Source organism: Serratia sp. DD3, assembly GCF_000496755.2.
Genome location: NZ_AYKS02000049.1, coordinates 16,127 through 30,037, shown reverse-complemented (window position 1 = coordinate 30,037; position 13,911 = coordinate 16,127). Strand labels below are relative to the sequence as shown.

Genomic DNA, 13,911 nt, shown 5'->3' with positions numbered 1-13,911 from the left:
AGTAAAACCTTACTATCGACACATTCGTTGTAATTGAGGAATAGACAGATGAGTAGACCTTACCACGTAGCCGTCATCGGCTTAGGGGCCATGGGTATGGGAGCCGCTCGCTCCTGCCTGCGGGCCGGACTTGCCACTTATGGCGTTGATCTTTCGGCGAAAGCCCGTGAACAGTTGCAAAGTGCCGGTGCGACAGCGGTCGTGGATGATGCCCGCCCCTTGGCGGAGACGCTGGATGCAGTCCTGCTGCTGGTGGTCAACGCTGCTCAGGTACGCCAGATCCTATTTGGTGACAGTGGCCTGGCTGCTCACCTCAAACCAGGAACCGGCGTCATGGTCTCTTCCACCATTGCCGCCGACGACGCAGCCGCTTTGGCCCGTGAACTAACCGCCTTGGGTTTGCTGATGCTGGATGCTCCCGTTTCTGGTGGTGCTGTTAAGGCCGAGTCCGGTGAAATGACGGTTATGGCGGCTGGCTGCGATGAAGCCTTCGAACGCTTGCAGCCGGTGCTTGATGCCGTGGCTGGTAAGGTCTATCGAGTCGGCAGTGAACCGGGACAAGGGAGCACGGTGAAGATCATCCATCAATTGCTGGCTGGGGTGCACATTGCGGTGGCCGCTGAAGCCATGGCGCTGGCAAGCCGAGCGGATATCTCTCTCGATTTGATGTATGACGTGGTGACTCACGCTGCTGGCAACTCTTGGATGTTCGAAAACCGTATGGCACGAGTACTGACAGGTGACTATCAGGCCCGCTCTGCGGTTGACATTTTCGTCAAGGATCTCAATTTGGTGGCCGATACCGCACGGGATCTGCATTTTCCGCTGCCGCTGGCGAGTACGGCACTTAACATGTTCCTCGCCGCCAGCAACGCCGGTTACGGCAAAGAAGACGATAGCGCGGTCATCAAGATTTTTGATGGTATTACCTTGCCAAACAGCGAGGGCACCGCATGAAACTGGGCGTAATTGCAGATGATTTCACCGGAGCCACTGACATCGCCGGTTTTCTGGTAGAAAACGGCTTGGCGACGATTCAGTTTTCTGGCATCCCAGCAGAAGCCGATCTGACAGGCGTTGATGCGGTGGTGATCAGCCTCAAGAGTCGTTCCTGTCCAGCCCACGAGGCGGTACGCGACTCCCTTGCCGCCCTCGAGTGGCTCAAGGCGCGGGGTTGCCCACGCATCTATCAGAAATATTGTTCCACCTTCGACAGCACGGCGGCTGGCAATATCGGCCCAGTCACTGATGCCTTATTGGATGCACTGGACAGTCAGTTTACTCTGATCTGCCCAGCACTGCCGGTTAACGGCCGTACTGTTTATCAGGGCAACCTGTTTGTCGGCAGCCAGCCATTGTCCGAGTCCGGCATGCGCCATCACCCCATCACCCCCATGACTGACAGCAACCTGCTGAGATTGATGGAGGCTCAAACTCAAGGGCGAGCTGGTCTGGTCCCCTTTACTACCATCGCTCAGGGGCCTCAGGCCATTGAACAGGCTTTTGAGCAGTTGGCTGCTGAAGGGGTGCGCTATGCGGTGGTTGATACTCTCACCGAACAGCACCTGCTGGATATTGCCGCCGCTGCCATCGACATGCCATTGGTGACCGGCGGTTCTGGGCTGGCTATTGGTTTGGCGCGGTTGTTGAGTAGCGGCAACCAGGCCGCAGCGCGTCAGGCGGGTCGTCCGCTTGGTAAACGGGCTGTAGTACTGTCCGGTTCTTGCTCCGAAATGACTAACCGCCAGGTCGCTTGTTATCGGGCAACGGCACCGTCATTGGCCCTTGATGTATCGGCCTGCCTGAATCGCTCCGATTACCCCGCCGAGTTGGCTGGTTGGGTATTGAGCCAGTCAGCGACTCCGGCACCGATGATCCACGCCACCACTAGCCCGTCCGAACTTGCTGCCATTCAGGCTCGTTATGGACGAGAGGCGGCGAGTGAGGCGGTAGAACACTGTTTTGCCCAAGTGGCCGTGCTGCTGCGAGATGCCGGTGTGGATAGCTTTATCATCGCTGGCGGCGAAACATCGAGCCGGATCACTCAGGCGCTTGGCATCGCCGCTTTCCATATTGGCCCCCAGATAGCCCCTGGTGTTCCATGGGTGAGGGCGACTGATGCCCCTCTGTCACTGGCCCTTAAATCAGGCAATTTTGGTGATGAGACGTTCTTCAGCCGAGCACAGGAGTTTTTTCATGACTGAACAGGCCTTGCGCGACACGATGGTGATGCTAGGCGCATCCCTCTTTGAGCGTGGTTATGCGACTGGCGGTGCGGGTAACCTCTCGGCCAAATTACCCGATGGCACCTTGCTCGCCACGCCGACTGGATCTTGCCTCGGTCGACTCGACCCGGCACGCCTCTCGACAGTGAGCATGAGTGGTGAGCACTTGGGCGGGGATCGTCCCTCCAAAGAGGTGTCCTTCCACCTGGCCATCTATCATAACAACCCCGCTTGCCAAGCAGTGGTTCATCTCCATAGCACCTATCTGACCGCCATCTCCTGCCTGGAGGGATTGGACCCAGCTAACGTGATCCGCCCTTTCACGCCTTATTACGTGATGCGGGTCGGTCAGTTGCCACTCATCCCCTACTACAAACCGGGGGATGCCCGTATCGCCGAGGAGCTAGGGCGCCGTGCCGCTGATGGCAACGCCTTCTTGCTGGCGAACCACGGCCCGGTGGTAACCGGCAAAAATTTGATTGATGCAGTTAACAACATGGAGGAGTTGGAGGAGACGGCCCGCCTCTCTCTATTGCTGCAAGGTCAGCAGATCCGTTATTTGAGTGAGCCTGAGATCAATGAATTGAGGAAGCTGAAACCATGAGCAAGTTTGCCGCCAATCTGACCATGTTATTTACTGAACTGCCTTTTCTGGAGCGTTTTGCAGCCGCCCGCCAAGCTGGCTTCGACGCAGTTGAGTTTCTGTTTCCCTATCAGTGGCCAGCCGCCGAACTAGCCCAGCAGTTGCAGCAGCACGGCCTTAGCCAAGCGCTGTTCAATATGCCTCCGGGTGACTGGGCGGCGGGGGAACGCGGCATGGCCGCCATCCCAGGGCGGGAAGCGGAATTTCGTGCCCACTTGCCGACCGTGCGCGACTACGCCCGTGCCTTAGGTTGTACCAAGGTGCATGCCATGAGTGGCATCGTCGATACAGCCTACAACCTGGCAGCTCACCGGCAGACCTTGATCGACAACATCCGTTTTGCGGCCGATTTTCTGGCGGAAGACGGCATCAAAGTGTTGCTTGAGCCGCTCAACGATAGGGACGTACCTGGCTATTTTCTGTCCCACCAACTTGATGCCTTAGCGCTGGTGCAGGAGATAGACCGGCCCAACGTAGCCGTGCAGCTTGATCTCTATCACGCGCAGATTATGGACGGTGACTTGACTCGCCTCATTGGCAAGTTGGGTCCGGCCATTGGCCATGTTCAGATAGCCTCAGTGCCTGATCGTCATGAACCGGACGAAGGGGAGATAGCCTATCCGCATTTGTTTAAGGTACTGGCGCAGGTGGGCTACCACGACTGGATCGGCTGCGAATATAACCCCAGAGGCAATACCCAACAAGGCCTGTCCTGGCTGAGACAGCAATAACTACCCTACACACGCACGATTCCGAGGATAGCAAGATGCAGATCATTATTACTGGCGGAGGCGGTTTTCTGGGACAGAAACTCGCCCATGCCCTATTGCACAGTTCTCTCCCTTTCAGCGAATTGCTGTTGGTAGACATCCAGGCACCGCAGGCTCTAGCCGATCCTCGTGTGCGTTGCTTACAGGCGGACCTCACCGCGCCGGGGGTAGCGGATTCGCTGATCAGCGAACGCACCAGCATTGTTTATCACCTGGCGGCTATCGTTAGCAGCCACGCTGAACAGGATTTTGACCTTGGCTGGCGGGTCAATCTGGACACTACCCGCAGCCTGCTTGAAGCATGTCGTCATGCACGAACGGGTATTCGCTTTGTCTTTACCAGTTCCCTTGCTGTTTACGGTGGACCGTTGCCTGAAGTGGTTAACGACAGCACGGCGCTCACGCCCACTTCCTCCTATGGCACGCAAAAGGCGATGGGAGAGCTTTTGGTCAACGATTACAGCCGCAAGGGATTTGTCGATGGGCTGGTGCTGCGTTTACCCACCATCTGCGTGCGGCCGGGCAAACCAAACCGGGCTGCCTCGTCGTTTGTCAGTAGCATCATCCGCGAGCCCTTACAGGGGGAGCAAGCGATCTGCCCAGTGAGCCAGGAGCTGCGTCTCTGGCTCTCAAGCCCAGCCACCGTGGTGCACAACTTCCTGTTGGCGGCCACACTGCCCAAAGGAGATGGTCGTAGCATCAACCTGCCGGGTATCAGCGTCACTGTCGGTGACATGCTGACTGCGTTGACTCAGGCCGGAGGGCAGGCAGCCGGTGATCGGGTCAGCTTTTCTCCAGACCCAGCCATTGAACGCATCGTTGCCAGTTGGCCTGGGCGCATAGATAACCACCGAGCACTCGAGGCCGGTTTCATCGCAGACAAGACGTTTGCTGGGATCATCGACAGTTTCATGACCCACGATATGCAGGAGGCATCATGAGCTCTATTCCAACGCCTATCATCGGACTGATCATTGCGGTCTTTGTCTTGGTATTCTTGGTAGTTCGCACCCGAGTCCATGCGCTGATCGCTATGTTGATCGCGGCTTGCATCGCCGGCCTTACCGGGGGCATGAGTGTCGACAAAACGCTCTCTGTCATCACTGCGGGCTTTGGTTCTACCCTAGGCAGTATTGGTCTGGTTATTGGCCTCGGGGTGATGATGGGGCGTCTGCTGGAGGTATCGGGTGCTGCCGAGCAGATCGCCTACAGCTTCATCAAGTGGCTTGGTAAACGACGCGAGGAGTGGGCTCTGGCCATTACTGGCTACATTGTCAGCATCCCCATCTTCGTGGATTCCGCTTTCGTCATCCTTTATCCGGTGGCCAAAGCGTTGGCAAAAAGCGGTAAACGCTCCCTGCTCACCCTCGGGGTGGCGTTGGCGGGGGGGCTGGTGGTGACTCACCATACAGTACCACCTACCCCCGGGCCTCTTGGCGTCGCGGGTCTGTTTGACGTGAATATCGGTTCTATGTTGTTGATGGGTATGGCCTTGGCGGTGCCCTGTGTGCTCGGTATTGTTTTATATGCTCAGTGGCTCGACAAGAAGTATCCGGAATTTGGTCAGCAGATGCAAAAAGAGCCAGATGAGCTGCAAGCTACCTTTGATCAATATCTCAAGGAGAAAGAGAACAAGCCCTTACCTAGCCTGAGCTTGTCACTGCTGCCGATCTTGCTGCCTATCGGGCTCATATTTCTTAATGCCATCTGTATCACGTTGGTCAAGTTGGGGTGGATGGGTGATTTAGCGTCAAGCCCAGTGGTTCAGGTTATCACCTTTATCGGCAACCCTATTATTGCGCTTGCCATCAGTGTGCTGCTGGCAGTTTATACGCTGGTTCCGCATATGGATCGCCACACCACCGCCGCGCGTCTGGAAGAGGGGCTGCAATCGGCCGGCATCATACTCCTGGTTACCGGTGCTGGTGGTGCCTTGGGTGCCGTACTGCGTGACAGTGGTGCGGGCAAGCAGTTGGCCGAGCAGATCGCCCTACTGCCCATCTCCCCGATCCTTATTCCCTTCATCGTCTCGACCCTGGTACGCCTTATCCAGGGGTCGGGCACTGTGGCCATGGTGACCGCTGCCTCTATCTCGGCACCTATCTTGGCTCAGATCCCAGGGGTCAATATGCTGCTGGCTGCCCAGGCTGCCACCATGGGCTCGCTCTTCTTCGGCTACTTTAATGACAGCCTGTTCTGGGTAGTTAATCGCATGATGGGGATCTCTGACGTCAAGCAGCAGATGGTGGTTTGGTCCATCCCCACGACTATCGCTTGGGCTATTGGTGGCACTAGCGTGGCGCTGCTTAATCTGCTGTTCGGCTCAGGCGGTACCTGGCTTGACCCCGTCTTGCCGCTGTTGGTGTTGGCACTCATCATCTGGGGGGTACGCCGCCAGCAGCTTCCGACACCTACCGAGACCGCGCCTGACAATAACTAGCGAGAGATTTAAGCAAGCAGAAATGACAAGCAAAAATAACAAGCAGAAATAACGAGAAAAAGAGAGCGGGTCTAACAGGCCCGCTCTCTTTCTCAATGAGTGCTTTTTAATCAATTTAAGTTATTTTGAGTAGAAGTCAGCTTTTATATTACAGGGGCACTTTAAGCTATTCGGTAATCATTGACGATAGAGTGCGGATTTGATCACGTTTTGGTATTTCCTTGCTGATTTCTATTTATTTATTTCTTTGGTGATGTTAGCTTTCTTATAAGTGGATTGTCACTGTTATTTTACATCTCATTATTCAAGTGTCGGCAGGTGACGGGTGCGAATAAACGTGACCCATAGCCAGTTAACTTGAAATATGCAGAGTATAAACAGGCAAAACCCAAACCCGATGGCAGTTAACTGTTATGGGTTTGGGTTTTTTATTGCCCATAACAAGGGGGTAATCCACCGCTGGTGAATTGTTTTGATGTTATTAATAGATTATCGACATAAATATAATTCTTGGCTTCGTATATATGAAACTTATTGTTTTGCGTGATAACTTTCAAAAAGGAATATGAAATGAAATTTAAAACCTGGTTGTTGGCTTCAATGCTTTCTCTCTCTTCGTTCTCGGCATTCCCTGTTTTGGCAACAGAAAATGACAGTGTCAATATCTATTTTGCGCGTCATGGTAAAACCATTTTGAATACCTACGATAAAGTACAAGGGTGGTCAGACTCACCGTTGACATCAGACGGTGTTGAAACTGCCCGTTATTTGGGCGCAGGGTTGAAAGGGATCCCTTTTGACAGCTATTACACCAGTGATGCAGGGCGCCAGCGGGAAACGATGCAGGTGATCCTGCAAGAGACGGGTAAGTCAGCGGTTAAGGTAACGGAACTCCCCGGCTTGCGTGAGATGTTCTTTGGTGGTTTTGAGGGCACGCCGAATAAATATATGTGGGATTTTGCGGCTAAACGTGCCGGTATGGCCTCCTCTGAGGTTTTGTTTAAACAAATTGCTGAGGGGAAAGTCGATCTTGTCACGATGGTTAATGTCATCAGTCAGAGTGATGAAAAAAAAGAAGCAGAGAGTGCATTGCAGGTGAAAACACGCATGAAAGGTGCAATGGATACCATGGTACAGAATGCTTTAAAGAATGGGGATAAAAATATTCTCTCGGTCTCATCAGGGCTATCCATGCTGATGATGCTTTCTGATATGACCGACAGTCCAAACAAAAATAAACCGTTGAAAAATGCTGCAGTGGTAAAAATAACCTATAAGGATGGTAAATATACTGTGGTTGATATTGGTGATATGAGTTATGTCGCTAAAGGGAAAGAGATCTTAAATAAAAAATAATTATACTTTCAATGGCTTTATCTGCAGGTTACAGGGGAATAATTTGAATGCTACAGACAATGACTCCGATAGGGGCGGAGTTCAGGGTGAACTATTCATGCTCTAAATAATTCAAGCCACTTGAATAATGACGAGTAGAACCAAAAAACGCCAACACCACCGCAGTTTGAATGAAAATGAGAGTCCCCCTCTGAAGGGGGAACGATACTATTTCAGTGGATGAAAAAATGAAGAAATATACTTTATGTTGTTCTATTGCTATATCACTATTATCAAATCATGTGCAGGCAAAAAATGAAAATGCCCTCACATCACCACTTTTTACTTCGCCATTTTTTACTGATAGTCAGGCGCAATTATCATTGAGAAATGAGTTTAGATATCTCAAGGAAGATGCCACTGATAAGGAAAAAGTCCATAGTGCTTGGGGGCAAGGGGTGGCACTGGGTTATCAATCCGGCTATTGGGCCGATATTATCGGTATCAATGTTGATTATTACGGCGCGGTGAAACTGGGGGCCAGCGATTATTTTGATTCCCGCGGGGTGTTATACAACAATGGCTCAGGTAATAACAAAGATAATGCCACGGGCTTTAGCAAATTTGGTCAGCGTTATATCAAGCTGAAAGGAGACGTCGCCGGTGTGGCGCTGAATGCTCAAGGGGGCTGGCAAACGCTACGTAACTATGGCGTTATCACTAACTCGACCCGCTTATCTCCTACCAGCTATCTGGGGTGGTCGGGTGGGATGGAAGGCGGCGGGTTCTCCTTGCGCGGGGCTTATGTGGAACGCACCATGGCGCGTAATTCCCCTGATAGTCTGCGGTTACAAACCAACGAGGGCCGCTATATCAATCATCTCGCCACTGGTGAATTGGGCTATAAGAGTCAACCGTTTAACGGTCAACTGGCTTATGGTGAGTCGCAGAATTATTTGCGCCGCCAGATCCTGAAAGTCGCCTTTAACCCGGTTGAGAAACTTAGCCTGGGTAGTCAGATTTATACCACCCAGGCGCTGGATGATTATAAATCCATGGCACTGAACCGGCGTAATTTCGACAATAATGCCAACCACTATGCCTTTGATGCTAAATGGCAGGAGCCACTTTGGAGTCTTAAGCTGGGTGTTTCTCACACCCGTGCACCTAAAGGTGGGGGGGAGCTTGGGTCTTATCCGCGACATATGACCAGGGACTCACGAGGAAACTTTACCTCCATGGCTTATTCTGGTGAAGACTATATGCGAGATGGTGAAACTATGCTGGCAGCCTGGGCTGAGTACCGAATCACCCCGGAGTTGACGGCGGGTTTGACGGGTAACGCCGCTCAGTTCAGCTACCAAGGCGTTGCGGTGCGCACCGGGGAAATCAACGTCTTTGGTCGCTGGGATCCTTCTCATCCCACGCTGAAAAACCTGACGGTGTTCGCGATGGTGGGGCCGGGGTGGTCCTATAAAAATCGCAGTAAAACACCGGTGATATCCGATGGTCAGTATCAGACATCTCACTCACTAGGGGCGCAATTTATCGCCGAGTATCGTTTCAAGCTGTTCTAACCTACCTTAATTAGCGCGGTGACTGAGCAGGTTACCGCGCGCTCCTCTAAGCAGGTGTCCGCAATTCATTCAATAACCGTCAATAATACCCTCACTTGCGGGGGACGAGGATTAATGAAAACTGACTGGACATCCATACAGTCTCCCTTTAACGTGGCGGGTAATCAGTGCGAAGGCGCTATACCCTGGTTTATTTAAGTTATAGTCAGGTGCTTTCGCCGCTTGAATGAATTTGGGTATCACCCGCGATATAAAAGGGGGCAAGTTGGAAATCACGTTGGTTTACGCTATGGGTGGCGTTGTTTTTGGCCTACTGATCGGGGGTGTGATCGCGAGTTGGCGTGGGCAACAGCAGCGAGCGCTGCATGAAACTGATAGGCGATTGTTGGAGCAATCCTTGCAGCAAGCGCAGCTTGAAACGACCTCTAGCCAAGAGACAGTGCGGCGCTATGAACAGCAATTACGGCAAAATGATCTGGAACTGCGTGCACTACATAGCCAATTGGCCGCCGGGCAGGAAAGGTTACAGCACCTCAATCACTGGCGTAATCAATGTGAACAATTAGATCAGGCGTTGCGCGCCCAACGTGAAATCAATAGTACACAAGAGGCGAAACTGCGTGAAGCGACGGTTCGTTGGGAAGAGACGCGTATTGCTGCAGAAGAGAAACAGCGGTTATTAATCAGCAGTGAACAGCGGTTGACGACGCAATTTGAAAACCTGGCCAATCGTATCTTTGAAAGCAGTGGTCGTAAGGTCGATGAACAAAACCGGCAAAGTCTGGATCGTCTGCTGTTACCGTTACGCGAACAGTTGGATGGTTTTCGCCGCCAGGTACAAGATAGTTTCGGCCAGGAAGCTCGCGAGCGTCATACATTGACCCATGAAATACGTAATCTACAGCAATTGAATGCGCAGATGGCACGTGAAGCGATCAACCTGACCAAGGCCCTGAAGGGGGATAACAAAATTCAGGGCAACTGGGGGGAGGTGGTTTTGGGCCGGGTGCTGGAAGCCTCCGGATTGCGTGAAGGGCATGAGTATCAAACCCAGGTCAATGTGCGCTTGGATCACCAAAGCCGTCTGCAGCCCGACGTCATTGTGCGTTTGCCGCAAGGTAAAGATGTGGTGATTGATGCCAAGATGTCACTGGTGGCTTATGAGCGGTACTTCAATAGCGATGATGATAGCGAACGGGAAGTTGCATTGAGCGAACATATTGCTTCTCTGCGCGGGCATATTCGTCAGTTGGGGCACAAGGACTACCAGCAACTACCTGGCTTGCGCTCACTGGATTATGTGCTGATGTTTATCCCATTGGAACCCGCATTCCTGTTGGCTATTGATCGTGAACCGGAATTGATTAGCGAAGCCTTGAAGCACAATATTATGTTGGTTAGCCCAACCACGTTGCTGGTGGCATTGCGAACCATTACCAACCTGTGGCGTTATGAACACCAAAGCCAGAATGCCCAGCGTATCGCCGATCGCGCAGCTCGGTTGTATGACAAGATGCGTCTGTTTGTTGATGATATGTCGGCGCTGGGGCAAAGCCTGGATAAAGCGCAAAGTAGTTATCATCAGGCGATGAATAAACTGAGTTCGGGGCGTGGTAATCTTATCGGCCAGATAGAGAGCTTCCGAGCTCTGGGGGTGGAGGTCAAACGGCCCATTAACCCGCAATTGGCACAACGGGCCCATGCCCAGCATGAGGATCCTCCCGCCGAGTCAGAAGAGAATATGGCTGAATTATCGGTGGCTAAAGAGGGTGAACACCGGGCAGAACAACCTGGCTCATCGGCAGGGTGATGCGGTGAGAAAGTGGGGTATTGCGTGGCTTTCTGGTACACTCTCGACACTAAATTGACGTAATAGCAGGCAAGACAATGGTAGATCAAACGCAGGAAACCACCGACTTTGGCTTTCATACTGTCGCCAGAGCTGAAAAACAGGCCATGGTGGCCAAGGTTTTTCATTCGGTAGCAGCAAAGTATGATGTGATGAACGACTTAATGTCGTTCGGTATCCACCGTGTCTGGAAGCGTTTTACCATTGATTGTAGCGGCGTACGCCGTGGTCAGCGGGTGTTGGATCTGGCCGGGGGCACCGGTGATCTGGCCGCTAAGTTTTCCCGCATGGTGGGGGAACAGGGGCAGGTGATTCTGGCTGATATCAACGACTCGATGCTTAAGATGGGGCGCGAAAAACTGCGTGACCAGGGTATCGTCGGTAATATCAGCTATGTACAGGCCAATGCGGAAGCCCTGCCTTTCCCCGATAATTATTTCGACTGTATTACCATCTCTTTTGGCTTGCGTAATGTCACTGATAAAGACAAGGCGTTGCGTTCCATGTTTCGTGTACTCAAGCCGGGTGGCCGCTTGTTGGTATTGGAGTTCTCCAAGCCGCTGTTGGAACCCTTGAGTAAAGTCTACGATGCCTATTCATTCCATATCCTGCCGAAAATTGGTGAGCTGGTGGTGAAAGATCCAGAGAGTTATCGTTATTTGGCGGAGTCGATTCGTATGCATCCGGATCAGGAAACGTTAAAGGGAATGATGAGCGACGCCGGTTTCGACAACGTGACCTATTTCAACTTGACCGGTGGGATTGTTGCGTTACATCGGGGATACAAGTTCTGATATGGAAATGCCGATGTTGCTCACCTCGCTACTGACCGGGCTATTGGAAACGTCGCTCAATAGTTTGTTGTTTCGCGACCGCAGCATGAAAGCGGCTCGCCAGCGGCTGGTGGGTAAAGTATTACGTATTGAGTTACATCAACTCTCTTCACCCTTGGTGCTGGTATTTAGCGAGCAGTGTGTGGATGTATTGGGCGAATCGGAAGAGGTTGCTGACTGTACGCTGAAAACCAGCATACCGGTGTTGATGAAACTGCGTGATCGCCAACAACTTTCCCCGCTGATACGCAGTGGTGAACTGATTGTCGACGGTGATATTCAGGTGGTGCAGCAACTCGTGGGGTTGCTCGACCTGGCTGAATGGGACCCAGCGGAGTGGTTGGCACCCTATGTGGGGGACATTGCGGCAGAGAGCCTTGGCCAGGCGGTCAGTAAAGTGGCCGGTTTACTCAAATCAGGCTGGCATAGCCAGCAAGCCTATGTGGCACAAACCCTGACGGAAGAGTGGCGCATCGCCCCAGGAGCACTTGAAGTGGTGTGGTTTAATGAAGAGGTTGATACGGTGGCCCGCCATGTGGATGCACTGATTGCTCGTATAGATAAGTTGGAGGGTAAGCGATGACGCCTGGCGAAATCTGCCGCCTTTACCTGATCGTCAGCGTTTTTCTTAGCTACGGTCTGGATGAGTTGATCCCCAAAATACGTTTAACACTGCCGTTGCGTATAGGGCGCCGCCTGCTGTTCTGGATGCCAAACCGCCATAAAGATAAAACGCTGGGTGAACGCTTGCGTTTGGCTTTACAAGAGCTGGGCCCGGTGTGGATCAAGTTTGGTCAGATGATGTCGACGCGTCGTGATCTGTTCCCACCCCATATTGCTGATCAACTGACCCTATTGCAGGATCGCGTCGCGCCTTTTGATGGCAATTTGGCGCGACAATATATCGAACAGGCGATGGGCGGCCCCCTGGAAACCTGGTTTGATGATTTTGACCAACAAGCGTTGGCCTCTGCTTCCATTGCGCAAGTGCACACCGCGCGCTTGAAAAGTACCGGGAAAGAGGTGGTGTTGAAAGTGATCCGTCCTGATATCAGGCCGATTATCAACGCCGATGTGCGCCTGATGTATCGACTGGCGGATTGGGTGCCGATACTGCTGTCCGATGGTCGCCGCCTGCGCCCACGTGAGGTGGTACGCGAATATGAAAAGACCTTGCTGGACGAATTGAACCTGATGCGCGAAGCGGCAAACGCCATTCAACTACGCCGTAATTTTGATGGTAGCCCGATGCTGTATATCCCCGAAGTCTACGCGGATTACTGCCGTGAAAGCGTCTTGGTGATGGAGCGGATTTACGGTATCCCAGTGTCAGATATTGCGGCCCTTGAACAGCAGAACACCAATATGAAACTGCTGGCAGAACGTGGGGTGCAGGTATTCTTTACTCAAGTATTTCGCGACAGTTTCTTCCATGCCGATATGCATCCGGGCAATATTTTTGTCAGCCATGAACATCCGGAAGATCCTCTCTACATTGGTATCGACTTTGGCATTGTCGGTTCCTTGAACAAGGAGGATAAACGTTATTTGGCAGAGAACTTTATCGCCTTCTTTAACCGTGATTATCGCAAGGTTGCCGAGTTGCATGTTGATTCCGGTTGGGTGCCCCATGAGACCAATGTGGAAGATTTTGAGTTTGCTATCCGTACGGTCTGCGAGCCGATTTTTGAAAAGCCTTTGTCGGAGATCTCATTCGGTAATGTGCTGCTGAATTTATTCAATACCGCGCGCCGCTTCAATATGGAAGTGCAACCGCAACTGGTGTTGTTACAAAAGACCCTGTTGTATGTTGAGGGCCTGGGTCGCCAGCTTTATCCTCAGTTGGACCTGTGGACCACCGCCAAGCCATTTCTGGAAAGTTGGATGCGGGACCAGGTCGGTATTCCAGCCATACTGCGGGCGTTGAAAGAAAAGGCGCCATTCTGGGCTGAGAAACTGCCGGAGCTACCTGAATTGTTCTATGATGGGCTACAGCAACATAAACGGTTACAACAAAGTGTTGAGCAGCTTGCAGGCCAGTTGCAGGCTCATCGGGTTCGCCAAGGTCAATCAAGGTATTTATTTGGTGTTGGCGCTACACTGCTAATCAGTGGTACGATTTTATTGTTGGGGGGCGTTGAGGTCTTTCCGCCCTGGCTGATGGCTTCGGGTGTTGTCGCCTGGGTTATCGGTTGGAAACGAACCCGATAACCTAACGAAAATAGCTTTACGCTCTCAG

12 protein-coding genes are annotated in these 13,911 nt (G+C 52.3%); all 12 read left to right on the top strand.

The features are described 5' to 3' along the window. Window positions 1-48 precede the first annotated feature (48 nt). The 12 genes from ltnD to ubiB all read left to right on the top strand — a co-directional run bounded on the left by ltnD (window position 49) and on the right by ubiB (window position 13,883). A complete protein-coding gene (gene ltnD, locus IO95_RS09370; protein WP_023491160.1) occupies window positions 49-957 on the top strand; it encodes an L-threonate dehydrogenase in 909 nt (302 codons plus the stop codon). Next, window positions 954-2,204, top strand: coding sequence for a 3-oxo-tetronate kinase (gene otnK / locus IO95_RS09365; protein ID WP_023491159.1), 1,251 nt, complete (start codon window positions 954-956; stop codon window positions 2,202-2,204). Before ltnD ends, otnK begins: the two co-directional genes overlap by 4 nt. Continuing rightward, the gene (locus tag IO95_RS09360; protein WP_023491157.1) at window positions 2,197-2,829 is read left to right on the top strand and encodes an aldolase; all 633 of its coding nucleotides are present in this window, start codon (window positions 2,197-2,199) and stop codon (window positions 2,827-2,829) included. Before otnK ends, IO95_RS09360 begins: the two co-directional genes overlap by 8 nt. Next, on the top strand, window positions 2,826-3,599 hold the full coding sequence (gene otnI / locus IO95_RS09355; RefSeq protein WP_023491155.1) for a 2-oxo-tetronate isomerase: 774 nt from the start codon (window positions 2,826-2,828) through the stop codon (window positions 3,597-3,599). Before IO95_RS09360 ends, otnI begins: the two co-directional genes overlap by 4 nt. Before the next feature lie 35 nt (window positions 3,600-3,634). Continuing rightward, window positions 3,635-4,579: a D-erythronate dehydrogenase gene (denD, locus tag IO95_RS09350; protein WP_023491154.1), complete on the top strand. Its 945-nt coding sequence runs from the start codon at window positions 3,635-3,637 to the stop codon at window positions 4,577-4,579. Next, complete coding sequence (locus IO95_RS09345; RefSeq protein WP_023491153.1) at window positions 4,576-6,078, top strand: GntP family permease; 1,503 nt, start codon at window positions 4,576-4,578, stop codon at window positions 6,076-6,078. Before denD ends, IO95_RS09345 begins: the two co-directional genes overlap by 4 nt. Window positions 6,079-6,648: 570 nt before the next feature. Further along, entirely contained in the window at window positions 6,649-7,434 is a 786-nt protein-coding gene (locus IO95_RS09340; RefSeq protein WP_152554921.1) for a histidine phosphatase family protein, read from the top strand. Between the two features lie 227 nt (window positions 7,435-7,661). Then, complete coding sequence (locus IO95_RS09335) at window positions 7,662-8,990, top strand: OprD family outer membrane porin (protein ID WP_023490769.1); 1,329 nt, start codon at window positions 7,662-7,664, stop codon at window positions 8,988-8,990. Between the two features lie 265 nt (window positions 8,991-9,255). Beyond that, window positions 9,256-10,800 carry a DNA recombination protein RmuC gene (gene rmuC, locus IO95_RS09330; RefSeq protein WP_037385065.1) on the top strand — a complete coding sequence of 515 codons (1,545 nt, stop codon included), beginning with the start codon at window positions 9,256-9,258 and terminating at the stop codon, window positions 10,798-10,800. A 77-nt stretch (window positions 10,801-10,877) separates the two neighbouring features. Beyond that, entirely contained in the window at window positions 10,878-11,633 is a 756-nt protein-coding gene (gene ubiE / locus IO95_RS09325; RefSeq protein ID WP_023490767.1) for a bifunctional demethylmenaquinone methyltransferase/2-methoxy-6-polyprenyl-1,4-benzoquinol methylase UbiE, read from the top strand. A 13-nt stretch (window positions 11,634-11,646) separates the two neighbouring features. Next, the gene (locus IO95_RS09320) at window positions 11,647-12,255 is read left to right on the top strand and encodes an SCP2 domain-containing protein (protein ID WP_023490766.1); all 609 of its coding nucleotides are present in this window, start codon (window positions 11,647-11,649) and stop codon (window positions 12,253-12,255) included. Continuing rightward, window positions 12,252-13,883 (top strand): ubiquinone biosynthesis regulatory protein kinase UbiB, encoded by a 1,632-nt coding sequence (gene ubiB / locus IO95_RS09315; protein ID WP_023490765.1) that lies wholly within the window; start codon window positions 12,252-12,254, stop codon window positions 13,881-13,883. Before IO95_RS09320 ends, ubiB begins: the two co-directional genes overlap by 4 nt. Window positions 13,884-13,911: the final 28 nt, after the last annotated feature.